At 57.4% G+C, this 24,188-nt stretch carries 21 protein-coding genes and 1 tRNA gene; 6 read left to right on the forward strand and 16 right to left on the reverse strand.

The window, feature by feature from the left end:
• Window positions 1–75: 75 nt before the first annotated feature.
• Window positions 76–151 (reverse strand) — tRNA-Lys (locus tag B2A78_RS20120).
• A gap of 364 nt (window positions 152–515) precedes the next feature.
• On the opposite strand from B2A78_RS20120, the gene B2A78_RS20125 reads away from it, so the two are divergent.
• The gene (locus B2A78_RS20125; protein WP_077731843.1) at window positions 516–1,268 is read left to right on the forward strand and encodes a hypothetical protein; all 753 of its coding nucleotides are present in this window, start codon (window positions 516–518) and stop codon (window positions 1,266–1,268) included.
• A gap of 368 nt (window positions 1,269–1,636) precedes the next feature.
• Here the strand turns inward: B2A78_RS20125 and B2A78_RS20130 are convergent, their stop codons facing one another.
• The 8 genes from B2A78_RS20130 to B2A78_RS20165 form a co-directional block, all read right to left on the reverse strand.
• A complete protein-coding gene (locus B2A78_RS20130) occupies window positions 1,637–2,911 on the reverse strand; it encodes an FAD-dependent oxidoreductase (RefSeq protein ID WP_077731844.1) in 1,275 nt (424 codons plus the stop codon).
• A 45-nt stretch (window positions 2,912–2,956) separates the two neighbouring features.
• Complete coding sequence (gene cydX / locus B2A78_RS20135) at window positions 2,957–3,088, reverse strand: cytochrome bd-I oxidase subunit CydX (RefSeq protein ID WP_077731845.1); 132 nt, start codon at window positions 3,086–3,088, stop codon at window positions 2,957–2,959.
• 9 nt (window positions 3,089–3,097) lie between these two features.
• The gene (cydB, locus tag B2A78_RS20140) at window positions 3,098–4,234 is read right to left on the reverse strand and encodes a cytochrome d ubiquinol oxidase subunit II (protein ID WP_077731846.1); all 1,137 of its coding nucleotides are present in this window, start codon (window positions 4,232–4,234) and stop codon (window positions 3,098–3,100) included.
• Window positions 4,235–4,250: 16 nt separating this feature from the next.
• Window positions 4,251–5,822 (reverse strand): cytochrome ubiquinol oxidase subunit I, encoded by a 1,572-nt coding sequence (locus B2A78_RS20145; RefSeq protein WP_156881288.1) that lies wholly within the window; start codon window positions 5,820–5,822, stop codon window positions 4,251–4,253.
• Window positions 5,819–6,022, reverse strand: a complete 204-nt coding sequence (gene cydP / locus B2A78_RS20150; protein WP_077731847.1) for a cytochrome oxidase putative small subunit CydP — start codon at window positions 6,020–6,022, stop codon at window positions 5,819–5,821. The genes B2A78_RS20145 and cydP overlap by 4 nt, the downstream gene beginning before the upstream one ends.
• 531 nt (window positions 6,023–6,553) lie before the next feature.
• Window positions 6,554–7,285 (reverse strand): DUF2182 domain-containing protein, encoded by a 732-nt coding sequence (locus B2A78_RS20155; RefSeq protein ID WP_166642438.1) that lies wholly within the window; start codon window positions 7,283–7,285, stop codon window positions 6,554–6,556.
• A gap of 45 nt (window positions 7,286–7,330) precedes the next feature.
• Window positions 7,331–7,939, reverse strand: coding sequence for a DUF1326 domain-containing protein (locus B2A78_RS20160; RefSeq protein ID WP_077731849.1), 609 nt, complete (start codon window positions 7,937–7,939; stop codon window positions 7,331–7,333).
• A gap of 222 nt (window positions 7,940–8,161) precedes the next feature.
• The gene (locus B2A78_RS20165) at window positions 8,162–9,754 is read right to left on the reverse strand and encodes a sigma 54-interacting transcriptional regulator (RefSeq protein ID WP_077731850.1); all 1,593 of its coding nucleotides are present in this window, start codon (window positions 9,752–9,754) and stop codon (window positions 8,162–8,164) included.
• Between the two features lie 253 nt (window positions 9,755–10,007).
• On the opposite strand from B2A78_RS20165, the gene B2A78_RS20170 reads away from it, so the two are divergent.
• The 3 genes from B2A78_RS20170 to B2A78_RS26190 all read left to right on the forward strand — a co-directional run bounded on the left by B2A78_RS20170 (window position 10,008) and on the right by B2A78_RS26190 (window position 11,789).
• Window positions 10,008–10,658 carry a DUF938 domain-containing protein gene (locus tag B2A78_RS20170; RefSeq protein ID WP_077731851.1) on the forward strand — a complete coding sequence of 217 codons (651 nt, stop codon included), beginning with the start codon at window positions 10,008–10,010 and terminating at the stop codon, window positions 10,656–10,658.
• A gap of 22 nt (window positions 10,659–10,680) precedes the next feature.
• Entirely contained in the window at window positions 10,681–11,412 is a 732-nt protein-coding gene (locus tag B2A78_RS20175; protein WP_077731852.1) for an SDR family NAD(P)-dependent oxidoreductase, read from the forward strand.
• Window positions 11,413–11,624: 212 nt separating this feature from the next.
• Window positions 11,625–11,789, forward strand: a complete 165-nt coding sequence (locus B2A78_RS26190) for a hypothetical protein (protein ID WP_166642439.1) — start codon at window positions 11,625–11,627, stop codon at window positions 11,787–11,789.
• Between the two features lie 32 nt (window positions 11,790–11,821).
• On the opposite strand, the gene B2A78_RS20180 is transcribed toward B2A78_RS26190, so the two are convergent.
• On the reverse strand, window positions 11,822–12,664 hold the full coding sequence (locus B2A78_RS20180) for a methyltransferase (RefSeq protein WP_240502610.1): 843 nt from the start codon (window positions 12,662–12,664) through the stop codon (window positions 11,822–11,824).
• 233 nt (window positions 12,665–12,897) lie between these two features.
• Between B2A78_RS20180 and B2A78_RS20185 the strand changes: the two genes are divergently transcribed.
• Window positions 12,898–14,559 carry a hypothetical protein gene (locus B2A78_RS20185; protein ID WP_077731853.1) on the forward strand — a complete coding sequence of 554 codons (1,662 nt, stop codon included), beginning with the start codon at window positions 12,898–12,900 and terminating at the stop codon, window positions 14,557–14,559.
• A 51-nt stretch (window positions 14,560–14,610) separates the two neighbouring features.
• Here the strand turns inward: B2A78_RS20185 and B2A78_RS20190 are convergent, their stop codons facing one another.
• The 6 genes from B2A78_RS20190 to B2A78_RS20215 form a co-directional block, all read right to left on the reverse strand.
• Complete coding sequence (locus B2A78_RS20190) at window positions 14,611–15,063, reverse strand: YaiI/YqxD family protein (protein WP_077731854.1); 453 nt, start codon at window positions 15,061–15,063, stop codon at window positions 14,611–14,613.
• 312 nt (window positions 15,064–15,375) lie between these two features.
• Entirely contained in the window at window positions 15,376–17,031 is a 1,656-nt protein-coding gene (locus B2A78_RS20195; RefSeq protein WP_077731855.1) for a peroxidase family protein, read from the reverse strand.
• A gap of 354 nt (window positions 17,032–17,385) precedes the next feature.
• The gene (locus tag B2A78_RS20200) at window positions 17,386–18,900 is read right to left on the reverse strand and encodes an FAD-dependent oxidoreductase (protein WP_077731856.1); all 1,515 of its coding nucleotides are present in this window, start codon (window positions 18,898–18,900) and stop codon (window positions 17,386–17,388) included.
• 222 nt (window positions 18,901–19,122) lie between these two features.
• Window positions 19,123–19,299: a DUF2970 domain-containing protein gene (locus B2A78_RS20205; protein WP_240502611.1), complete on the reverse strand. Its 177-nt coding sequence runs from the start codon at window positions 19,297–19,299 to the stop codon at window positions 19,123–19,125.
• 79 nt (window positions 19,300–19,378) lie between these two features.
• Entirely contained in the window at window positions 19,379–19,807 is a 429-nt protein-coding gene (locus B2A78_RS20210) for a hypothetical protein (protein WP_077731858.1), read from the reverse strand.
• 16 nt (window positions 19,808–19,823) lie between these two features.
• Window positions 19,824–20,219: a hypothetical protein gene (locus B2A78_RS20215; RefSeq protein WP_077731893.1), complete on the reverse strand. Its 396-nt coding sequence runs from the start codon at window positions 20,217–20,219 to the stop codon at window positions 19,824–19,826.
• A gap of 249 nt (window positions 20,220–20,468) precedes the next feature.
• Here B2A78_RS20215 and metH point away from each other — a divergent pair, with 249 nt between their 5' ends.
• On the forward strand, window positions 20,469–24,170 hold the full coding sequence (metH, locus tag B2A78_RS20220) for a methionine synthase (protein WP_077731859.1): 3,702 nt from the start codon (window positions 20,469–20,471) through the stop codon (window positions 24,168–24,170).
• Window positions 24,171–24,188 lie beyond the last annotated feature (18 nt).

Genomic DNA, 24,188 nt, shown 5'->3' on the forward strand with positions numbered 1-24,188 from the left:
AAAAACTTTTGCGCAAAATTTGGGCAGCACGCCAAAATAAAAAAGGCCTGCATCGCTGCAAGCCTTTGATATTCCTGGTGGGCCGTGCTGGATTCGAACCAGCGACCACTGCATTAAAAGTGCAATGCTCTACCGACTGAGCTAACGGCCCAAAGAAGCGGAAATTATAATGACTGATTTCTTGTTCTTCAAGTCCATTACAAATGCTCTTTGCAATCCGCGACGGATCGAAGATCGGAATGAGCATTCATAATCTCTGGGCTTCCGTGTGCCTTCGATGGAAGGGATAATCACGGCTTCTCCCGCTTGCACCGCCGGCCCCACTCTGTCTCACTGTCTTTCCAGATATCCATGGCGCGCCTGAAATCCCCGCGCGCGTAACATTGCGTTATCCTAACCTGCCTGACAATTACTAAATCTACCAAACTATCGGCTATCGACCGGTCTTTTCCGGTCGTCGCATGAATCAATGTGGTGATCTGCGATTACCGCCATTACCGAAACTGCGCCGAGCTATGAGATTCACAAAAAGTCTTTTCAATACGCTGCTTTTATCCTTTTTTCTTTTCGCCCTGAGCGGATGTGTTTATTTCCGGCTGCTGGAAGCAAAAAATCAACTGGCCGACTTCGAACGGAATTTCCGGGTTCAGGTGACCGATGACTATTTTCACCTTGATTTCTTGCACCCGGTGCTATTGAGCGAGGATTTCCGCTATCTAACCAAACTCCATCCCAGCCGAATCGAAAAATTGCCACTGGGGTACCGGTGGTACCTGGATTTCCACCAAATGGATAGCCCTGCTCAGCCGGGAAAAACCATCGTTTTCCGCATGACGTTCAACGGGAAAGACAAACTCTCCGGCTGGGATTTCTCGCCGGTTTTTCTGGAAATGGCCCCCGCGACGTTTCTTGAGGCATCGATCAGGTCTCTCGGCAAAGGCAAGGTTGACGAGGGTCGTCGACAGTTGAAGGTCGATGCGGAAGACCTGCCGAGGGTTTCGGCAGCCCCTCCAAACCGGCGAAAAATTTTGGAAGTGTTGGGCCACCCGGCGGAAGAATCGCTGAAGGACGGTATGACGCTCTATGTTTACCGATTCAAGGCCGACGCCGTTCCGCTGGGTGAAGAAGGCGAAAATAGGCGGATTGCCGTAGCCAGACTTTATTTCAATCCGGTTACGGACGAATTGGTAAGAATGTCCAGCCGCTTTGTAGGCTTGAAGATCGCCATCGATTACCGAAAGCTCATCCAACTGAGCGGTCCCGGTTGAGATTTGTCGGTAAGAATCACCAGGGAACCTTCAACCTGTCTCACGGTCATTACAGTAAATACCAAGTGTTTTACTTGGTTTTTTAAGTTAAGACCGGAGGTTGTTATGGCCGTATTAGAAGCTACGACGTTAGTACTGGCACTTGGAACGATGTTCGGTATTTTGATTTCTCGCTTCAAGTAATTCAGTAGACCGTCAAAACGCGGCCGGTGTAGGTGTTTACGCTCTTGACGAATAAATGCATCGGCCGCGTCATTGATGAATTCCCGAGCCGCCTGTTTTCGCCCATTGGACCAAGACGGCGGCGTTTTTTTTCGGCTCTATTCGGTCCGGCGATCTACCTGCTGTGAGCCCCGGACCACGAATCATTAGCTCTTTTTTAACCGCACGATGCCCATCAGCCTCAAACCCAAGCGTTCGTAGAAGGGTTCGCTGATGCCTTTACGAATCTTGCGGATGAAATACTTCTCGAATGCGATCTTGGCCAAGTGTACCCAGCGCCCCTTGCTGGCCCAGGTGACGTTGCGCGGCGGAATCTGGGGACGGGCGATGAAGGCCACGCCGGTATCGCCGAGATCGGCCAGGCACAGGGCATTCCAGGTCGCCTTATGCGAGGGCTCCTTGCCGTCCAGCTGCTCGCGGATATTGTGCGCGGTAGCGGTCACCATGGATTCGATCATATAGCCGGTCTTGGGCGATCCCGTGGGTACGGGCGTGGCTTCCACCGGCGGAATGGCCACGCAGACGCCGACCGAGTAGATGTTCTTGAAAGTCGGGTTGCGCTGATACTCGTCGATTAGCACGAACCCCCTCGGATTCACCAGCCCTTCGATTCCGGCCACGGCATCGACGCCCTTGAAGGCGGGAATCATCATGGCGTGCTTGAACGGCAGCTCGTGCTTCTGCTTTTCCTGTCCCTTCTCGTCCACCTCAATCACATGCATCACGCCCTTCTCGATGCGGTCCACCTTGGCATTGGTGATGGCCTTGATGTGATGCTGGCGCAGTTCACCTTCCAAAAGACCCTTGGTGTCGCCCACGCCGCCCAAGCCGAGATGGCCGATATAGGGTTCGGAGGTAACGAAAGTGATCGGCACCCTGTCGCGAATCTCGCGCTTGCGGAGATCCGAATCGGCGATGAAGGCGTACTCGTAGGCCGGCCCGAAACAGGATGCACCCTGAACTGAACCGACGATGATCGGGCCCGGGTCCTTCACGAACTCGTCCCAGAATTCGCCGGCTTCGGCAGCGTGATCGACGTGGCAGACGGACTGCGTATGCCCGTGCGGACCGAATCCCGGCACTTCCTCGAACGCCAGCTTGGGCCCCGTGGCGATGACCAGGTAGTCGTAGTCGACATTGCTGCCGTCGGCCAGCTCGACCTGGTTTCGGTCGGGATGAACCCGAGTCACTTTCTGGTTGATGAAGTTAATCCCTTTTTTCTTGAGCATCGGCGCCAGTTCGACCTTGATGTCGTCCGGCTTTCGCCATTTGACGGCCACCCAAGGGTTCGACGGGACGAAGTGAAAAGTCGGGCTGTCCGAAATGACACAGACCTCGTCTTCTTTCCGGGCCAGGTGTTTCATTTCGAGAGCCATCGGAACGCCGCCTATGCCGGCGCCTAATATAACGATGCGGGCCATGATCAGCCTCCTCCGTTCTAGTTGTTAATCAGACTTTTGGTCGAACTACTTTGACGAACTACGCGACGCGCCGATCTCGCCGGCGTCCATATTGCATTCTGCCTCCAGCCACATCGCGTTGATGATGCCGAATGCGCAAGCGAAACCGACACCCAATATCCAAGCGAAATACCACATGTTTCTACCTCAATATAAAGAATGCTGATCCTTCAGCACTTTCTCCGGGGTAACGCTACCCCACAACACCCTATACACCCAGCGGGTATAAGCCAGAACGATGGGCAGGAAGATCACCGTGATCCAAAAGGCCAAAGCCAGGGTGAAATGGCTGGAACTCGCGTCCCAGATAGTCAGGCTGTGATTCGGATCGGTCGACGAAATCACGAGATACGGAAACAGCCCGAAGCCAAGCGATAGCAGCACCCCGGTGATGCCCAGCGAACTGAACAAAAAAGCTCCGACGGACGTGTGTTCCAGGGCCGAACGCCAAGCCAGGAGCAACCCCCCGAAACCGAGCGCGGGCGCGACTAGCATCCAGGGATGGGACATGAACTGACGCAGCCAGCCGGACGTCATGGCCACCGTCTTGTTGAGCGGGTTGGACGGGGCATCCGTACCCGGCATGGCTGTGATCTCCGGAAGATTCATCCCGAAGACAACCCATAGAGCCGCCAGGGTCACAGCGCCGATTACCACGGGCCCCAGGACCCGCACCACCGCCAGTGCTCGACGGTAGAGCACGCCTTCGGTGCGCCACTTGAGGTAAATCGCACCGTGAAAAAGGCTGATGAGCAGGCCGAGCACGCCGCAGAACAGCGCGAAGGGATTGAGCAGGGCGAAGAAGCTGCCGTCGTAATACGGCCGGAGATCGGCATCGAAATGGAACGGCACGCCCTGAACCAGATTTCCCACCAGAACGCCCAAGAGGATCGGCGGCACCGCTCCTCCGATAAACAGCCCCCAATCCCAGGCATTGCGCCAGGCGGGATTCTCCAGCTTGCTTCGATAATCGAACCCCGCCGGTCGGAAGAACAAGGCGAACAACACCAGCAGCATGGCCACGTACAGCCCCGAGAACAGAGTCGCATAGACCAACGGCCACACGGCGAACAAGGCACCTCCTAAAAGGACCAGCCACACCTGATTGCCTTCCCAGGTTCCACCGACGGTATTGATGACGGCCCGGCGTTCGAGGTCGTTGCGCCCGACAAACGGCAGGAGCGCGCAGATGCCGAAATCGAATCCGGAAGTCAGGACGAAGGCGATGATGACCACCCCGGTGAACAGCCACCAAATAATTCTTAGAGTCTCGTAATCGAACATGGTTTTTCTCCCGGTATTACGGCACTGAAGCCGCCGGATTCGTCTCGAAGTAATACTTCCCGGTATGCAGACTGCTCGGCCCCAGACGCACGTACTTGATCATGAGGAACATCTCGATGATCAGCAGAGCGGTATAGAAGAACACGAATCCGCCGATGCTGAACCAGAGCTGGTCGGAACTGATGTTGGACGCGGACAGATGGGTCGGCAGCACGCCCGAGATGGTCCAGGGCTGACGGCCGTATTCCGCCACGAACCAGCCGGCCTCCGAAGCGATCCACGGCAGCGGGATGCACCAGGTGGCGAGCCTGAGCAGCCATTTCTTTTGGTCGGCTACGCGCGTCGCGCAGAAATAGAAGGCCATGGCGAACACAAACAGCATGGTGAACCCGGCCGCGACCATCAGGCGGAAAGTCCAGAACAAGGGAGCCACCCGCGGAATCGTGTCGTTGGCCGCCTGTTGAATCATCTCCTCGGAAGCGCTGGCCGGATCGGCGGTGTACTTCTTCAGCAACAGGCCATACCCGAGGTCGGTGATGTGCTGGTCGAACAAAGTCTTGGTCGGCTCGCTCTTGTCCCCTGCCCGAATTTTCTGCAACTGACCGTAGGCGATCATGCCGCTTCGGATGCGCTTGGCGCTCTCGGCCCGGAGGTCCTTTAAGCCCTTGACATCCTCGTCGACGGAGCGCGTGGCGATGAGTCCCAGTACGTAGGGCACCTTGATGGCGAAATGGGTCTTTTCCGCTTCCTGGTCCGGGAATCCGATTATGGTGAAACTGGCCGGCGGCTCGTGGGTGTCCCATTCCGCTTCGATGGCCGCGAGCTTGATCTTCTGTACCTCGCCCGAGGTATAACCGCTTTCGTCGCCGAGAACGATCACCGACAGCACCGAAGCCAAACCGAACGCCGCCGCGATGGAGAACGAACGGCGGGCGAAGCCGAGATCGCGCCGCCGGATCAGGTACCAGGCGCTGATGCCCAGCACGAACATGGAACCGGTGACATACCCAGCGGCAACGGTATGCACGAACTTGACCTGCGCCACCGGATTGAAGAACACGTCCGCGAACGACGCCATCTCCATGCGCAGGGTCTCGTAGTTGAACGCGGACCCGACCGGGTACTGCATCCAGCCGTTGGCGATGAGAATCCACAAGGCCGAGAAACTGGTTCCGAAGGCGACCAGCCAGGTGACCGCCAGGTGCTGAACCTTGGTCAGTCTGTCCCAGCCGAAGAAAAACAGGCCCACCAAAGTGGATTCCAGGAAGAAGGCCATCCAGCCTTCGCTGGCGAGGATAGGGCCGAAGATGTCGCCGACGTAGTGGGAATAATAGGCCCAGTTGGTTCCGAACTGGAATTCCAGGGTGATGCCGGTGGTCACGCCCATCGCGAAGTTGATGGCGAACAGCTTGCCCCAAAACTTCGTCATGTCTTTATAGACTACCTTCCCGGTCATCACGTACACCGACTCCATGATGGCCAGAATGAAGGCCAGCCCCAGGGTCAGGGGCACGAACAGAAAGTGATACATGGCCGTGAGGCCGAATTGCAGCCTCGACAGGTTGACGATTTCTTCACCGGATATCATTTGATGCTCTCCTGGCGGACAAGAGGCGTGCGGTCTGATGAAAACAGATCCGCGACGGCGGGTTTCGGGACGTTTGGATCATGCCGGAAGAACGCGAACCACAAGACACTCAGCAGGACAATCTTGAGGACCAGAGCCAAGGCAATTTCCCACCGGAAATGGTCGCGTCCCTTTGAGAAATCTGAAGTGACGTTATTCATATCGAGTTTCCGGATGTTATTAATTCGTGGGCCACGGCGCTGCGTTACCCATTGTTATCCGGTCTCACGAAAGAAAAAGCCGTCCCTGGCCAGGGGGGAAACGCCGTTCTTTAGGGTTGGTCCCGCATGCTCGCTGATGACGGCGGATGCAGCCCGTCATCGTTTCCGGAGGGATTAGCCCTATATCACAGTTTGCTAATGTATTAACAAGCTCCGTGCCAAGCCGTATAACCCTTCCCTAGCAGGCCAGGAATCGGCTGCACCGCGATTTCGACGTTTCACCTGAAACGGCATTGAAACGGCGCGGTATATCCTGAAACAAAATGAAACTTAAAATACATCCGAGCGCTGACAGCCCTCGTCAAGGCAAGACCTTGCCCTTGCGCCGCTGCAAAGTTCAATTCGGTACAGGCGACGGGGGGCCGGCGAAAAACTTCGGTCGACAGAAAACGGAGCTCGAAACTCGTCCGATGGAGAACCTTGGGTGAAACCTGAGTCCCGATCCCCGCGTCTCAGGCGTAGTTCTTCGCGTCACAGCCACTGCACGCAACCCCAGGCAATCAACCCGAAGCCGATCAGTTTTCGTGTGCTTTCCCCTGCGCCGGGAACGTAGCGCTCCGCCAAGATCGCAAGGGTAATCAATCCCATCCACAGGACGTTCATGATGCCCACGGCGAACATCACCAGCATCTCCGCCCAACAGCAGCCCACGCAATAAAGACCGTGATGCAAGCCCAGTCGCAATCCGCCGCGCCAGCCGGGCCGTCCATGACTGAGAAGAAATCCCATGGGTGCGCGGCAGTGGCTCAGACAAGCCGTTTTCCATGGCGTGAATTGATAAAGGCCGCTCATAATCAGAATGGACCCGGACACCATGGAGCTGCGGCTATCCATCATCGGGGTTAGCCATCTCAAGCCGTGGAACTGCCACTGAAGCAAAGTGGCGATGATCCCGAACCCTACCCACAGCACGAAATAACCCAGTAGAAATGTCGGCAGATTAATCCGCGTTTCCGCCCGTCGCCCTCGGTCGATACGCACGATCAGCATCGTCATGGGCGCAACCACCGGCAGCATCATGGCCAGCATCATGATCAGCCACATCGACGCGGTCAGCCCGAAATCGGTCAAAGACCAACGCCAGGTACCGGTCGGCGGCATCCACATCCGGTCCATGGGCAAGCTGTTCATCGCCACTTGCTGCTGATAGAGCGCCCACCACGCGGCGATCGTGGCGGCGCCCAGTCCCGCGGCAATCAGCAAACCCTGGATCGTACTCTTAGAAATTCTCGCCGAAACGGCCATGGCCTAGGAGTGATATACGAAAGGGGAGAAATAGCCGTTGCGCCCGGAAAACTCCCAATCGAAGCCATAATCCCGATAGCGGTAAGACCCCGACTTCGCCACCACGGAAGGGTGAGACGGCACCACGCACAGAGGCGGATTGGCAATCGTGGCCTCGCCGCCGGCTATGCCGTCGATGGCGCGGATACTCACTTCCGCGAGATCGGACATCAGAAGACGCCGCTCCTTGCCGAGAGCCTCGTAGGTCATGGGCACGTGCTTCACACCGAGTACCTGGCCGACGAACCCCGCCAGTACGGCTGGATGTCCGCCGGACTGGCCGGAAAAGATTCGGACCAGAGCGTCCGACTGGGCACTATCCGCCCGTTCATCGAGATAAAGCGCCGCCTGCCAGTTGCCCTCCTTCATGTGTCCCGGCGCATAACACGCCAAAACCACATTGAGCCCGTCCAGCGTAACGCCTTCCGAACGACCTTTATCGATATGCCAGGCGACGAGCAGCTTGCAATCTCCTTCGCTAGGGGGATTGAACCACACGCACGGGCAGGCCGTTTCGCAGTTGCACGCTTCGAAATAGTTGCCTTCCAGATGCCAGGAATTGGATGTACTCATAAGTCGACTCCGTCAGATATGCTCATTGAATCGGCGTTTTTGGACAAGTTCTGGTCTAGAGCGTTTTTCATCCCAGTGTACGGATTCGTGTCGGGAAGGAAGAGCGTAGGTCGGCAATCCCTTGCCGACAAAGCCCTTTGCCGAGCCGGTACGTCGGCAAGGGATTGCCGACCTACATATGGGGCTCCCTTACACCGAATCAGAAAATGCTCTAAAACCGGGTTATCGATCCTTGGCTGTCTTGGACCTTTGAGGGCGAAACAGCGACGGATCGATGTCGAGCTCGCTCAGTTTCAGATATACCGCGCGCGGCGTCAGCTCCATCCATTCCGCCACCTGGTTGACGTCGCCCTGAAAACGCTTCAGCGCTTGCTCGAGGTATTCGCGTTCCGCTCGGTCCAAGACGTGTTTACGGATTGCCTTCCAGCCGCTTTCCAAAGGAGCGGCGCGATTCGGCCCGAGTTCGGCGTCTTTAATGAAGTTACCTTGAGTGAACAGCACCGCCCGTTCCAGGACGTTTTCCAGCTCTCGAACGTTGCCGGGCCACGAGTATGCCCGTAGCCTGTCCATGAGTTCGGCCGTCACGCCATGGATTTGCTTCCGGTAGCGAACGGCCAGACGCTTCAAGATCAGGTCGACCAGATGAGGGATGTCTTCCGGTCGTTCGGAGAGCGGCGGGATTTCCAATTTCACGACGTTGATACGGTAGTACAGATCCTTGCGGAAACTCCCGTCGGCTACTGCCTTTTCCAAATCGCAGTTTGTGGCGGCAATGATCCGCGTGTCGACACTCAAAGTGCGGTGCCCCCCTATCCGCTCCAACTCGCCCTCCTGCAATACCCGGAGCAGCTTGGTCTGCACCGCCGGCGTCAGTGAATCCACCTCGTCCAAGAACAAGGTTCCGCCATCGGCCCGCTCGAAATAACCCCGGTGAACCTCGATGGCACCCGTAAATGCCCCCTTCTCGTGGCCGAACAGCACGCTCTCCACCAAACCTTCGGGAATCGCCCCGCAGTTCACGGCGATGAAGGGTTTTTCGCTGCGCTCGCTCATGGCATGGATAGCACGCGCGACCAACTCCTTGCCTACCCCCGTCTCGCCGCGGATCAACACCGTGGCCGGGGTAGGCGCCACGATTTCGATCGCTCGCAATACCTGCTGCATGGCGGGCGACTGTGCCACGATGACCGGCCGTTCGACGCCCGGGAGCGTGGGACAGCGGCCGCTCATTTGGCACCATATCCGATGCATACGCTCTTCGATGCGGGCTTGTAAGTCGCCGGCAAGCGTCTGATCCGGCTTAGACTCCGGTTGGTTTCGATATTCGACCCCCGACAACCCTGCGGCGGTCTCGGGATTCAGATAGACCCCCACTTGACAGCCGTCATGGCCGAGCGCGATACGCCGCTCCAGCACGACCTTGGCGTAGCCGAAGTTGCGCGCCGCGATGGCGCCGAACACGCTGGACGTCATTCGGCACAATTCCGGTGAGTTCTTCACCCCCTCGCCGAACGGGCAGCAACTGCTGGCCACACGAATGCACTCGGCATCGCTGGAAACCAATGAAAAATGGCCGCCGATCTTATTCTTGAGTCCAATGATCAAGTCCGCGTAGCGCTCTCGATCGAGAGCCTCATCGAGGCCGTATTCGGCGCGGAACGTCTCCTCGAAAAACCGGCCCGCGCTACGGGCGATTCGCTCGATGATCTGCTCCGCCTGCGCCGTGCCCGCCTCCTCGCACAGATCCATCAGTTCGATGACGAAGGTCTGGAGAAATCCAATCGGCGTCAATTGCGAAAAGCTTGCCTGGTTCATAAAGGGCGCTCGTGCTACATCATGGACTTAATAGCCTAAACCTGATTTTCGAATTAAGAAATCATTTTTCATCAACTGAAATAACATTTCATAAACATATCGAATAGCTATTTACTACAATACTGATTTTATTGGCTTTTTTCGTTAAATAATCCTGGCATACAAGCTGCTGCAAAATGCACGTCCCACTTTAGGACACTGGCGCAATCTGATTACAACATTACAAAAAGAACATTCCACGAGGATAACCTTTATGTCTCAAGAAAGACCGCCGCTCGATCCGCATCCCTTAAGTCCGTATGTTTCCTGGGCGGGACACCGCAACCGCGATCCGATCCTGGAGGTTTTCAAGCAGAAATTCCCGTCGACACCGGGCAACGTCCTGGAGTTCGCCAGCGGGAGCGGCATGCACATCAACTATTTCGCGCCATATTTCCCGCATCTGACGTTCCATCCGACCGACCTGAACGAGCACGCCCTGGAAAACATCATGCGGGTTACCTGGGAAAACCGAGTGCAGAACGTCGCACGGCCGAGCCAGCTCGATCTGACGCGCGATGAGACCTGGCCGAACCCGGACGAGCGGCGCTTCGACGTCATTTTTGTCATCAATATCTTCCAGGTGGCTCCGATTTCCGTCGCGGACGGCATGATGAAGTGCGCCTCGCAATTGCTGAACGAGGACGGCTTTCTGTTTGTCTACGGTCCCTTCAAGGACCACGGCCGATACACCACCGCATCGAATCATGAGTTCGATCAGATGATCCACTCAGCCGGGGTTTCCGAGTGGGGCCTGAAGGACATCGCCGATTTGGAAAAAGCGGCGAGCGCTTATGCCCTGGGGTTGAGCGAGAAGATAGATATGCCGGCCAATAATTTCGGCTTGATCTTTAGCCGAAGTTAGCGAACCGAACGGGTACCATGATATGAACGACCATAAAGCTGTCGTCATCGGGGTTGGGCCTAGCAAGGGTTTGGGGGCCGCCCTCGCCCGCCGCTTCGCGCGCGAGGGGCTCAGGGTTTATGTCGGAGGCCGCACTGCCGAAAAACTGGAGCGCGTCGCCGGGGAAATCCGAATGGCCGGCGGCCGGGCGGTTCCCGTCGTAACCGACGCCACCGTCGAAGGCGACGTCATATCCTTGTTCGAAACGGTTTCGGGCGATCCCGGCGAGCTGGACATTGTCGCCTGCAACGTGGACAGCAATCGCCGGGCACCGCTGCTCGAAACCAGCGGCGACATGTTCAGACAGCTTTGGCTGCAGAACGCCTACGCCGCATTTCTGGTGGGACGGGAAGCCGCGCGGCTGATGGCTGATCAAAGGTACGGGACCTTGTTCTTCACGGGCGCCAGCGCTTCGCTACGCGCCCGTCCTCCGTTCACCGCCTTCGCCGCGGCAAAAAGCGCTCTACGGGCGCTGGCTCAGGGCATGGCCAGGGAGTTCGGACCGCAGGGCATCCACGTGGTGCATGCCATCATCGACGGCGTCATTGACGGCGAGCGGGCCCGAAACGCATTTCCCGAATTCGTCGCCCAAAAAGGCGCCGACGGACTCCTCGATCTCGACGCGATTGCCGATACCTACTGGCAGTTGCACAATCAGCACCGAAGCGCCTGGACGCACGAATTGGACCTGCGCCCGTTCAAGGAGCCGTTTTGATCTCGTTTCCTTTGCCTCTAAATGGAGATGGCTCCGTTTGCGGAAACATAAATGTCGGGAAAGGATTCCCGACCTACTGGACAACACAAGTTCGTAGGTCGGCCATCCTTTGCCGACGCCCGTTTCCACGCTTCTTTTCATCGAGCGGCTACCCCGGCCATTCCAAGCGGTCTAACATGCGGACAGTCCGCGATTTTCGGAGACTCGCCGCCATGGATACCTATCTTTTGACATTGGGAGCGCTGCTCGTCGCCGTGCTCAGCGCATTCTTCGTCGGGGCCATCCCCTACCCTTACGGCTGGCTGATCTTGACCGCACTGCTCATAGCCCGGTGGCTGCAACTCAAGCAAAGCGATGATCGAACCCGGCGACGTTAGCGTCTGATTCGGGTAGCCGTCCGTCCGAACGCCTATTTGGTGAACTTGAGAGTCATCCGGTCGCTCTCCCCGATCGCAAGGTAGCGTGCCCGATCTTTTTCGCCCATCCGCAAGGTCGGCGGCAGAGTCCATACGCCTTCCGGATGATCTTTGCCGTCTTTGGGATTGGCGTTGATTTCCGATTTGTCGGCCAGCTTGAAACCGGCTTTTTCGGCCAAAGCAATCACATAATCCTCGGTCACATAGCCGCTTTTCTTCATATCCTCGAGCGAAGTGCCGGGCTTCGCGCGATGTTCGACCACGCCCAGCGTACCGCCGGGTTTCAAAACCCGGTACACGGCTTTGAACATCTCGTCCGCCGTACCGTCCGCCATCCAGTTGTGCACGTTCCGGAAGGTCAACACCAGATCGGCCGTGCCCGGCGGTGCAAAATCGGCATCCTTCGGATTCTGCATCGAAGTCGGCACAACCCGGTCGTAGACGTCCGGGCGCACCTTGAGCTTGGCTTCGTATGCTTTCTGTATCTTGACGGCGTAATCGGGCATGCCCGGCCGAACCGGGCCGAAGCCGGCCGCGTAGAGCTTTCCCTCGTCACGCAGGACAGGAGCCAGAATCTCCGTATACCAGCCGCGTCCGGGCGATATTTCGACTACCGTCATATCCGGCCGCAGTCCGAAGAATTGCAGGGTTTCCTTGGGATGCCTGTATTTGTCCCGCTCGCGATTTCCGGGGTCCCGGTGATCGCCTTGAAGCGCCCGATCCAGCGATTGGTCGAGCGTAGCGCTCTCCGCCAACTCCGGCGCCGAGACGATTCCGCTGATCAGCGCACCGAACAAAAGGGTCTTGAACATCTGTGCCAAGGAATGCAATTTCATGCTGGTCTCCATGCTTTTCGGGAATAATGTAACGTTCTCTTTTGCTTCCGGCGCAGAAGCAACCACGCCGTATCCGTATTCACCCGCCCGGTTCTATCAAAATCGCCAGTCGAGGTAAACCAAGTCCCTGAAGGCGACGATCGTTCCGAACTGACTTGCAACCAAAAAACTCGGACCGCTCGATCGCTTGTTCTACAATCGTTTGGAATATTCAACCAAGGAGAGAGATTCCCATGCATTGGAGAGAATGGCTAGACCGCAACGTTCTCGACCTCGGCCGCCAAATGCGCCTGAGCTATCTTCCGCCCCTCATGGTCTACATGGCGGCCGGAATTTCCGGACTGACCGGCATCGTCGGCACCTTTTTCGTCAAGGAATATCTGGGCCTGTCTGCGGAGTTCCTGGCCGCCCTCAGCTTTTGGATGATGCTGCCCTGGACCTTGAAGATGCCTATGGGGCATCTGGTCGACTTGATCTGGCGCCACAAGTCCGGCCTCATCATTCTCGGTGCCGGGCTGATTTCCGCCAGCCTCTTGATCATGATCGGTCTGCTCGACAAACCGGACGCCATGCGCGAGCTTATGCCGATCGAAACCTGGTACGTTCTTTCCGCCCTGCTGGCGCCGGTCGGTTACGTATTGCAGGACACGGTGGCGGACGCCATGACCGTCGAGGCCGTACCTCGCGTGGACCGAGAAGGCCGTCCGGTCGGCGACGAACAGCTTCGCCTGGCCCACACCACCATGCAGACCCTGGGGCGAGTCGCGATCATCGGCGGCACCGTTCTGGTCGCCGCCGTCAACGTATACCTTTTCAGCGGCGTCGAAAACCTTGGCGAATTGGAGAAAGCGGCGGTTTATCTTCAGATTTACCGCCTGGCGCTGATCATTCCGGCCGTTTCCGTTCTTGGCGTGGCGTTGGCCGCCGCTTTGCGCTGGCGCGACGTACAGCGGCTAGCCGCTCAAGGTTTCGAGATGGACCAGATCGAGCGGTTCCTGGGAAGACCCATGGACGAATTGCCCGAGGCCAACTGGTGGATTCTGGGCGGCGGCCTGGTGTTCGTCCTGTTCTCGGCCAGCATGGGCTTGGCCGCCGTGCCACTCAACGAGGAAATCATCTTCGCGGGTTCTCTCGGCATCGTGTTGTTCCTGATGCGGCAATTGACCCGAGACCTTCCCGAGCGCGCGCGACACGAACTCTACGCCACGGCTATCGTGATTTTCGCATTCCGCGCGATCCCCACGACCGGCGCCGGTTCGACCTGGTGGATGATCGACGAGCTCGGTTTCGATCAACAGTTTCTATCTCAGCTTTCGCTGGTCGCCAGCGCATTGACGCTGTTCGGCATGTTCATCTTCCGCCGCTTCATGGCCGAGCGTCCGATCACCTATATCATTGCCTTCTTGACCATTGCCGGCGCCGTCCTTTTCTTGCCCAATATCGCGATGTTCTACGGATTTCACCATTGGACCGCCGCCCGCACCGGCGGCGTCGTCGATGCCCGGTTCATCGCCCTGATCGACACGGCGCTCGAGTCGCCCCTGGGCCAGATCGCGATGATCCCGATGCTCGCGTGGATCGCCAACTCGGCTCCGGAAAGGCTCAAGGCAACCTATTTCGCGGTCATGGCCGCCTTTACCAATCTGGCGCTATCGCTCTCGCAACTCGGCACCAAATATCTGAACCAGATATTCACCGTCACGCGCGAGGTCAGAAATGCAAGCACCGGAGCCGTAGAAATTCCAGCCGATTACAGCGAACTCGGCGCGCTGTTCATCACCGTCGCCATCGTCGGACTGGCGATGCCGATGGCGGCTATCTTCTTCGTCAAGCGCTCGCTGTTGGCGGAACCGAAACCCGAACCGGCCGCCGCGACCGGCTTCGAGCGCTATTGACGGGCTGAGGCACGGCGATCGAATAGGGTCACGGTGGACGTGAAGCTCTGGTCAGTTCCTGCCTTGTCGGGATAAGAAACGATCCAGCTGATTCGCGAACGCCTGGCGGTCGCCCTGGCTCAACGACGAGGGGCCACCCATTTCGACCCCGCTATTGCGCAGCTCCGTCATGAAGTTTCGCAACGTCAGTTGTTCGCGGATATTGTCTTTCGTGTAGAACTGCCCCCTCGGGTTGAGCGCATAACCACCCTTCTCGACGACTTCGGCGGCTAACGGGATATCCGCGGTAACCGCGAGATCGCCGGGCTGAATTGCCTGAACGATTTTGTTGTCGGCCACATCGAACCCGGCGGGCACCTGAATGGCCTGGATATAACGCGACGGCGGCGTTCGAAGGGGCTGGTTAGCGACGAGAGTCAGCGAAATTTGCCGTTTTTCCGCCGCACGATACAGAATCTCTTTGATGACGTTCGGACAGGCGTCGGCATCGACCCAGATTTGCATGACAAGTTTCTTCACTAGTTAAGGCTGCACCAAGTAAATCCATCCGCCACAGCCACCGGTGAATCATCGAATTGAGCTATCCTGCCCATCTTCAACCCATGCCCGTGATTCAGCCGATTGTAATACGAATGGTACCAAAGGACGCTTATACCATCGTTTGGCGCGAGCGGAACGTTCGCAGATTGTCCCGGTGATAGGCACGGAGTGCCACAGTAAGTCAACCGTCAGTGCCATCATTGCTCTTTCACGGTGACATCGACCGGACCGCGATAAGCCTCCGCCTAATCGCCATCGGGTGCTCTGGCCCCTGCCTCAGCGATCGTGATTCGGTGCAAAAAACACGTTTTTCTGAATCTTCCGTATCGACGTATTGCGGCGAATGATGTCGGACAAGCGCGTTTGGCGCACCATAGCGAGATCCTTCCCCTTCAGGGTCCGCGTATACCAGTAGCGATCTCCGGAACGAGTGCGGTGGAACTGATCCATCAGTATGGCTCTCAGCGTTTCGCCCAACATCGTGCCGGGCATGTCGTCCTCGCAGAGAAGACCCACGAACATATCGATGTCGTCGACGTTGCCGTAAAGGCGCTCCAAGCTCGTTGCCATAGCCCGATCCGAGGTGATCTCGGAGAAACTGGATCTGCGGGGTAAGCCAAGATCCGCACGCGCGGTATTGAAATCGGGCAATCCCATGTCACGGCCGCGCTGGATATTGAACGCAACCAGATCCAACCCGCCGGCCTCCGGCGCACCGAACAGAAAATTGCGAACATCATCAACGATTTTTTCATCCAGCTCCTGCATGCGCTGCACCGCCACACCGCGGATGAGAGGATCGATGCCACGGCCGGCCAGCATGGGAGGCGTGGCCTCGAAGAATGCTTCCCGCAATGAAAGCGCGCCCTCCCTGATCGGCGAGCCGTCTTCGTTGAGACGCAAGATTGACGGGCTGAGCATGGTATGCCCGAGCCGAAAGGCGGCTGTCGAAAAAAGCGAGCTGAGCCCCGGATTGACCCCGGCATCGTAGCTCGATCTCATATGAAGGCCGCCTCGCCCCAAAAGCGCCGGCAGATATTCCTCGTACGTAACATGCTGAATTTCGGCGATGACGATTTCCCTGGCGCGCTGATACAGTTCTTCGTCATCGAGATCCGGATTTGCCTCGCGAATTCGGTCGACCTGGTAATTGTGTTCGCGCATGAACAGCGTATGCATGGCCGCAAGCGTGGGCTGCTCGTTGGCCCGGATGTCGCCCGCGACGAATAGAGCCGACGAAAAATTCGGTTGCTCGGGCGAACCCGCATTGGGTTGGGTCCCGTCGTTGTACGGGAGCAGATTGCCGGACGAACCTTTCAGATACGGCCCGGTCCGAAGCCAGCGGGCACGAGCCTCGTCGGACCCGTAAATCATGGAGCCGTCGATGTAAGCGGTAATTTCATTGATCTGCTCGCGCGGGTTGCCGGTGCTCGTCCCGGTGGCCGGATCGAAGATGGCGCGCGAGAAAGGCATCGTCTTTGTGCCTGTTCCCCGGGGATCGAAAAACGGATCTCCCGCTGGAATCTTGATCGGAAAGCTTTCGGCCGTTCCTTGGGTGAGTCCCATATCGTGGTCCAAAAATTGCCCCCAGGTCCACATGAAATCGCTCTGGCGGCCTTTCGCGGGAATCAGATCGTCATTTTGGGCGAAAACGGCATTGCTGATTTCGCGGGGACTCGGACGCGAGGCCCCAGCCGGCAAGGAAATGCCGTCCGTATAGTGAGCTCCGCTCGCGCTGCGCAGCAGGTAAGCACCGGCCATACCCCATGTCGGATGGGCGATGTTATTTCCGTAACCGTCGATGCTTCGGTAGTCCTTTGCATGAACGGCTCCCAACACGGAATAAACGGTTAGCGCCACCGCAGTCCAAAGCGCGGCGCCACCTCTTTCAGGAGTCTGCCGTAAATCGGCGGGGTGTTCGTCGGATTGCATAGCGTTTACGTCCCTGTGCGCTACTGTAAAAAGACGTTTTACCGGGCGTTAAGGATTTCTCCTAATGTCCAAATCCGTTTAATACGGCCATCGAGTCAAACCGGTCGCACGACGCCCGCGAGCGCACCTGCTCGACCGTTAATCAATGAACCGAGCCCTGACTAAAGATGCATCTCCGGAAAAACAAAAAGTATCGCGACTTGAACAAATAATTACTCAAATGCGACACGAAAAATAATCAGGATGATTACCGATCAAGAATTCTGGGACAACCGCCCAAGCTTAGCGGCGAATCCAGGGAAGTTTGCGACGATGGTTCACGGCTGAATTTTCTTTACCGTCTCCTGTGGCCGGTTACAACGATACAGGCTCGAGTTCCTTTCGCGTCGGCCCCGATATCACCTTTCCTTCGGCATCGAAGCGCGAGCCGTGGCAAGGACAATCCCATGACTTATCCGCTTTGTTCCAGTGAACGATACAGCCGAGATGCGTGCAAACGGCGGATACAGCGTGAATTCGGCCTTCCTCGTTTCGATACACGGCGGTTTTTTTGCCGTGGAGATCGATGATCTCTCCTTCCCCGGGCGCAACCGTCTCCACCGTTTTTCTATGACCGGACGCCAATTTGTCCCTTAACCACATTTCCCCGACATGGACGTTCTCCTTCAGCAACTTTCCGCCCGATGCCTTGAGATTCACGCGCGTAGCCCGGTAGAGCTTCGCCCAGCGGTTGTGGTTGCCGATAATCTCGTCGGAAATGATCGTAGCGGCCACCGTGCCGTTGGTTAAACCCCAGGCATTGAATCCGGTTGCCGTATAAAGGTGCTTCGAGCCGGGCGTGAGATGACCGATATAAGGCACTCGGTCGGCAGCGTCGTAATCCTGATTGATCCACTCGTATTCGATAGAGGTGACCTGAAAGCGGTTTTGGACGAACCACCTGAGCTCTCTCGACTTCTGCGCCGTGTCGGCGTGCCCCGTCCGATAGCCCTGTCCCGAAACGATCAGCAACGGCCCTTTATCCGTCGGATGGACGCGAACCGAATATTTGGGCTCTCCCACCGACAGAAACATGCCGTCGGGGACTTGCTCCGGGGCAACTCGAATCCCGACGACGACATGTTGTCTCGGAAACACTTTGGCGAAGAATCCGCCTTTATCCAGAATGGGAATATTGGTGGCGATGACCACGTCTCGCGCCTCGACTTTCCCCTTATCGGTCAGCACCCGGCACGGGGTACCCTCTTCGACGTCCAGCACTCGAGTATTCTCGAAAACCGCACAGCCGTCGCCGCTCACCGCCTGTGCGACCGACAGCAGGTATTTCCGAGGGTGGAAACGCGCCTGGTGATCGAAGCGTACCGCGCCGGCAATCGGAAAAGGCAAGGTCGTCTCGGTGACGAAATCGACCGGCAATCCAAGCTTCGCGGCAGCTTCCATCTCGGCTTCCAATGCCGGCACCTGCTCCTCCGACTCGGTAACGGTAAATGCCGACTGACGCTCGAAATCGCAGTCGCTGCCGAGTTGCGTCCGTATGGTGTCGACTATCTCGATCGCGGCTTGATTCGACTCGGCATAGGCGCGAGCGCCGTCTTCGCCGAAAGTTTTGATCAGATAGGAATAGATAAGACCGTGGAGCGAGGTCAATTTGGCGGTGGTTCGCCCCGTGACCTGCCCGACGATCTTCCGCGAGTCGATCACCGCCACGCTGCGCCCAGCCCGTTTCAGCAGAAGCGCCGTGGTGAGGCCCACGATACCGGCACCGACAACGGCTACATCGACGGAAAGATCGCCCGGAAGTTCCGGATAGCCCGTTTCCGGCGTCGAATCGATCCAGTACGAGACATGTTTGGTGGGAATATCGGCCATCCTAGCCTCCGTTTAGTCCTTAGGGATCCCTGAATCGCTTACTAAACGTAAGCGTTAAGTCGCGAAACGAAGCGGCATGGGCACCGCTTCAGGGAAGATTAATCGTCGCCTCCAGAATTCGTCAACCGATCTCCTCGACAAGCGACACGCCGAAATTCTGTGCAAAGAAAAACCCCGCGGCAAACCTGCGGGGTTTTTGACGGCGTCACCGTTCAAGCGTTCCTACGTCCCGGCGGATTTGATCACCAGATTCACCACGGCAATGACGGCCACCACGAACAGCACCGTAAAAATGATGCCGCCGATGATATAAGCCTTGGCTGAGCCAAAGGCGAAATCGCGCTCCCGGTTAGCCGAGCTTTGAACGCCGAAAGCCGCCGCGACGACACTGGCAATCACCTGAAATACCGTAGGTCTTTTTGAATTAGAATCACCGGAACTCATAGTTGTCATCAAATCTGCCGAACAAAGCCTATTTTTAAGATGCGATCGTTTTCTTTTTGTTCAAATAAAATTTGACGCCAAAGGCAACTGCGGTAACCAAGAGAGCAATCGATATCGAGATCGCGTTACTGCTGATGACATCTTCATCCACGTTTAAGGCGTAAGTCCGCACGTAGGTCGCGATGAAGTACAAGGTTTGCACCGTGGCTATGGAAAAGAAGAACGAAACCAAGAATTTATCGAGCGCCCTGTATTCCGTGAACTCCATATGATCGAAGAACAGCTTGGTAATCGCGTAGCCCGGCAGAAACATGATAAAGATCGTGATCAGAATCCGTTTCGCGTAATAGAAAGGGGACGTGGTCGTAAACAACGACATCAGCACGATAAAGATCGCGCTAATTCCCAACATGCCCAGCCACATCGTTCGGTCATCTTTATTGAACTGAAAAAACTTATTCATATCCGGTTTCCTCTAATTATTGTTTTTTAAAGAAATAAAATCCTTCGATACCGCCTTTCAGGATCATTCGGTCGGGCGTTTTTTCGTAGACCATGTAATCGATCGTTTTTCCCGGCCGCCCCGGATCATCCGCCACGATCTTGCCGTCCACGACCTTGTACTTCCACTCGTGCCGATCTTCCGCTTTGAAATGCCGGTTGTAACCCGAAGTGACGATGGTACCGTCAGATTTGAATTCCCAGGTCCTATTTTCCTCGATCTTGGGTTTATTAAGTGCCGGAGCCACCGACTCGAGGCGCCACGTACCCACAATTTCGCTGTTGTCTTTTAGCGGGACTTCTCCCAAAGCGGTCGTCCCCATGGCTCCAACAAGCCAAATCAGGCCGGCTGCGCCGAAAGCTCGAAAATTCATAGAAATCTCCCCGGAACGTTTATTGTAGCGGTTGCTCTTCCCCGCAAAAAAAGAGGCATCCGTGGGGCGGAACAGCTTGCTATTCTTGAAAGCGAGCCGAATTTTGACATCATTCATTTCCTTATGGCAAGGAATACACCGGCTTGCCGCGCATGAACCGGTTTATTGCCGGACCGTCTGTCTCTAAAATAGAACTCTTTGCCGTCAAAACGCCGGTTCGAATTCTCCCTTACCCCGGAATATCCCACGATGACCGATTTGAACGCCCGCACCGCACTATTGAGACAACTTCTTTCCGAAAGGATTCTCTTCCTGGACGGCGCGATGGGCACCATGATCCAAAGCTACCGGCTCGAGGAAAAGGATTATCGCGGAGAGCGTTTTGCGAACTGGCCGAAAGATCTCAAGGGCAACAACGACCTGCTCTGCCTCACTCAGCCGCAGATCATCCGGGCGATTCACGACGCTTATCTGGAAGCGGGTGCGGACATCATTGAAACCAACACCTTCAACGCCAATCGGGTCAGCCTCGCCGATTACGGCATGGAGGAACTGGCTTATGAGCTCAACGTGGAAGCGACCCGGCTGGTGCGGCAAGCGGTCGACGCCATGTCCGAGAAGACTCCCGACCGGCCGCGGTTCGTCGCCGGCGTATTGGGCCCGACCAACCGCACCGCCTCGATTTCGCCGAACGTCAACGACCCCGGCTTTCGTAACGTCAGTTTCGACGATCTCGTCAGCGCTTATTACGAAGCCACCCAAGGCCTGGTCGACGGCGGCGCGGACATCATTCTCATCGAAACGATCTTCGACACTCTGAACGCCAAGGCCGCCGTCTTCGCCGTGGAACAGTACTGCGACGACCGCGGACTCCGCTTGCCGGTCATGATCTCGGGCACGATCACCGACGCCTCTGGCCGCACCCTGTCCGGGCAAACCGTGGAGGCTTTCTGGAATTCGCTGCGCCACGCGCAACCCATTTCCATCGGCTTCAACTGCGCGCTGGGCGCCAAGCAGCTCCGGCAGTACATCGAAGAGCTTTCGCACATCGCCGACACCCATGTCTCGGCCCACCCCAACGCCGGACTTCCCAACGAATTCGGCGAATACGACGAATCGCCGGAAGCCATGGCCAAGGAAATCGCGGAATGGGCGGAGCAGGGATTTCTGAACATCGTAGGCGGCTGCTGCGGCACTCGCCCGCCCCATATCAAAGCCATTCGCGACGCCGTGGAGCATTTCCCGCCGCGACATCTGCCGGCTATCGAACCGAAGTGCCGCCTGGCCGGGCTCGAGCCCCTGAACATCGGCCCCGAATCCTTGTTCGTCAACGTGGGCGAGCGCACCAACGTCACCGGCTCGGCGGCCTTTCGCCGCCTGATCCGCGAGGAGAAGTACGAGCAGGCCATCGACGTCGCCCGCCAGCAGGTAGAGAACGGCGCGCAGATCATCGACGTCAACATGGACGAAGGCATGCTCGACTCGCAGGCCGCCATGGTCCGTTTCCTGAACCTGATCGCCTCTGAACCCGACATCGCGCGCGTGCCGGTGATGCTGGACTCGTCCAAATGGGACATCCTGGAAGCCGGACTGAAATGTCTTCAGGGCAAGGGCATCGTCAACTCGATTTCGCTCAAGGAAGGCGAAGACGCGTTCATCCGCCACGCCAAGCTGGTCCGCCGCTACGGCGCCGCGGTCATCGTCATGGCCTTCGACGAGCAGGGCCAGGCGGACACGCGCGAGCGCAAGGTGGAAATCTGCGCCCGCGCTTACAAGATTCTCACCGAACGGGTCGGACTCCCGGCCGAAGACATCATCTTCGACCCGAATATCTTTGCCGTCGCCACCGGCATCGAGGAGCACAACCGCTACGGCTTCGATTACATCGAAGCCGTGCACCAGATCAAGGAAACCCTGCCCCATGCCCTGGTCTCGGGCGGCGTTTCCAACGTGTCTTTCTCTTTTCGCGGCAACAATCCGGTGCGCGAAGCCATCCACGCCGTCTTTCTTTACCATGCGATCCGTGCCGGCATGGACATGGGTATCGTCAACGCCGGACAGCTCGCGATTTACGAAGACATTCCGGCGGAACTTCGGGATGCCATCGAGGATGTGATCCTCGCGCGCCATCCGGACGCCACCGAACAGCTTCTGTCCATCGCCGAGAAATACCGGGACGAAGGCGGAACCGTCGAAAAGAAGGAAGACCTCGCGTGGCGCCACTGGCCGGTCGAGAAGCGCCTGGAACATGCGCTGGTCAAGGGTATCGACGAATTTATCGAGCAAGACACCGAGGAGGCCCGCCAGCAATACGCGCGCCCCTTGCACGTCATCGAAGGTCCGCTCATGCAGGGCATGAACGTGGTCGGCGACCTGTTCGGCGCCGGCAAGATGTTCCTGCCGCAGGTGGTCAAATCCGCCCGGGTCATGAAGAAATCGGTGGCCTATCTGATGCCCTTCATGGAAGTGGAAAAAGCCGGCGGTACGATTCAATCGAACGGCAGAATCCTGCTGGCCACGGTCAAAGGCGACGTGCACGACATCGGCAAGAACATCGTCGGCGTCGTGCTGCAATGCAACGGCTTCGAAGTGATCGATCTGGGCGTCATGGTGCCTTGCGAGAAAATCCTCGACGCGGCGCGCGAGCATGATGTCCACATCATCGGACTGTCCGGTCTGATCACGCCGTCGCTGGATGAAATGGTCCATGTGGCCAAAGAAATGGAGCGGCTGGGCTTCACTCTGCCCCTGCTGATCGGAGGCGCAACCACCTCGCGCGCCCATACCGCCGTCAAGATCGAGCCGAACTACAGCGGCCCGGCGGTTTACGTGACCGATGCCTCGCGAAGTGTCGGAATCGCCGGGAGTCTTTTAAGCGAAGATTTGCGGGACGATTTCATCTCGCAAACGCGGCGCGAATACGAAGAGGTGCGCCAACGCCACGCGGGACGCAAGGCACAAAACCCGCTGCACGAGATCGCCGCGGCGCGCGCCAACGCCTTCCATGGCGATTGGCAGCATTACGTGCCGCCGCATCCGACTTTCTTGGGTCTACGGGTATTCGACCATTACCCGTTGCGGGAAATTGTCGATTACATCGACTGGTCGCCTTTTTTCCATACCTGGGAGCTGGCGGGCAGCTACCCGAAAATTCTCGACGACGAAGTGGTCGGAGAGCATGCGCGCACCTTGTTCAAGGACGCTAAGGCCATGCTCGAAACCTTGGTCGCGGAAGAGTGGCTGACCGCCCGCGCGGTGGTCGGATTCTTCCCGGCTAACGCATCTGCCGACGATATCCTGCTGTATGCCGACGATACCCGGAAGGAAACGCTGACCGTCCTTCGCCATCTGCGCCAGCAGGCGGTGAAACCGCCCGGCCAGCCCAATTACTGCCTGTCCGATTTCGTGGCGCCGAAAGAGAGCGGCGTGCCCGACTATATCGGGGGCTTCGCCGTTACCGCCGGCCACGGCATCGAAAAACATCTCGACCGCTTCGCCGCCAACCACGACGACTACAGCAGCATCATGCTCAAGGCCCTGGCCGATCGTCTGGCGGAAGCCCTCGCCGAACTGATGCACCGGCGGGTTCGCCGCGAGTTCTGGGGCTACGCGCCGGACGAGCAGCTCAGCAACCAGCAACTGATCGCCGAGGCGTATCGGGGCATCCGCCCTGCCCCCGGCTATCCCGCCTGTCCGGACCACACCGAAAAGGCCGCGCTGTTCGAACTGCTGGCAGCCGAACAGAACAGCGGCATCCGCTTGACGGAGTCTTTCGCGATGTACCCCGCTTCCTCCGTCAGCGGATGGTATCTGGCACATCCGGCGGCGAAATATTTCAACGTCGGCAAGATCGGCCGCGACCAGGTCGAGGATTACGCGAAACGGAAAGGCGTGACGCTTAGGGAAGCCGAACGGTGGCTGGCGCCGATCCTGGCTTACGAACCGGATTAGCCTTCGATAATCGCTAAA

This window comes from Methylocaldum sp. 14B (assembly GCF_002005105.1).
GTDB lineage: Bacteria > Pseudomonadota > Gammaproteobacteria > Methylococcales > Methylococcaceae > Methylocaldum.

What these genes read in the sequence shown, in the direction of transcription:
- B2A78_RS20125 (WP_077731843.1), top strand. Translation starts at nt 516, where the DNA reads ATGAGATTCACAAAAAGTCTTTTCAATACGCTGCTTTTATCCTTTTTT.
- B2A78_RS20130 (WP_077731844.1), bottom strand. Translation starts at nt 2,911, where the DNA reads ATGGCCCGCATCGTTATATTAGGCGCCGGCATAGGCGGCGTTCCGATG.
- cydX (WP_077731845.1), bottom strand. Translation starts at nt 3,088, where the DNA reads ATGTGGTATTTCGCTTGGATATTGGGTGTCGGTTTCGCTTGCGCATTC.
- cydB (WP_077731846.1), bottom strand. Translation starts at nt 4,234, where the DNA reads ATGTTCGATTACGAGACTCTAAGAATTATTTGGTGGCTGTTCACCGGG.
- B2A78_RS20145 (WP_156881288.1), bottom strand. Translation starts at nt 5,822, where the DNA reads ATGATATCCGGTGAAGAAATCGTCAACCTGTCGAGGCTGCAATTCGGC.
- cydP (WP_077731847.1), bottom strand. Translation starts at nt 6,022, where the DNA reads ATGAATAACGTCACTTCAGATTTCTCAAAGGGACGCGACCATTTCCGG.
- B2A78_RS20160 (WP_077731849.1), bottom strand. Translation starts at nt 7,939, where the DNA reads ATGAGTACATCCAATTCCTGGCATCTGGAAGGCAACTATTTCGAAGCG.
- B2A78_RS20165 (WP_077731850.1), bottom strand. Translation starts at nt 9,754, where the DNA reads ATGAACCAGGCAAGCTTTTCGCAATTGACGCCGATTGGATTTCTCCAG.
- B2A78_RS20170 (WP_077731851.1), top strand. Translation starts at nt 10,008, where the DNA reads ATGTCTCAAGAAAGACCGCCGCTCGATCCGCATCCCTTAAGTCCGTAT.
- B2A78_RS20175 (WP_077731852.1), top strand. Translation starts at nt 10,681, where the DNA reads ATGAACGACCATAAAGCTGTCGTCATCGGGGTTGGGCCTAGCAAGGGT.
- B2A78_RS26190 (WP_166642439.1), top strand. Translation starts at nt 11,625, where the DNA reads ATGGATACCTATCTTTTGACATTGGGAGCGCTGCTCGTCGCCGTGCTC.
- B2A78_RS20180 (WP_240502610.1), bottom strand. Translation starts at nt 12,664, where the DNA reads ATGAAATTGCATTCCTTGGCACAGATGTTCAAGACCCTTTTGTTCGGT.
- B2A78_RS20185 (WP_077731853.1), top strand. Translation starts at nt 12,898, where the DNA reads ATGCATTGGAGAGAATGGCTAGACCGCAACGTTCTCGACCTCGGCCGC.
- B2A78_RS20190 (WP_077731854.1), bottom strand. Translation starts at nt 15,063, where the DNA reads ATGCAAATCTGGGTCGATGCCGACGCCTGTCCGAACGTCATCAAAGAG.
- B2A78_RS20195 (WP_077731855.1), bottom strand. Translation starts at nt 17,031, where the DNA reads ATGCAATCCGACGAACACCCCGCCGATTTACGGCAGACTCCTGAAAGA.
- B2A78_RS20200 (WP_077731856.1), bottom strand. Translation starts at nt 18,900, where the DNA reads ATGGCCGATATTCCCACCAAACATGTCTCGTACTGGATCGATTCGACG.
- B2A78_RS20210 (WP_077731858.1), bottom strand. Translation starts at nt 19,807, where the DNA reads ATGAATAAGTTTTTTCAGTTCAATAAAGATGACCGAACGATGTGGCTG.
- B2A78_RS20215 (WP_077731893.1), bottom strand. Translation starts at nt 20,219, where the DNA reads ATGAATTTTCGAGCTTTCGGCGCAGCCGGCCTGATTTGGCTTGTTGGA.
- metH (WP_077731859.1), top strand. Translation starts at nt 20,469, where the DNA reads ATGACCGATTTGAACGCCCGCACCGCACTATTGAGACAACTTCTTTCC.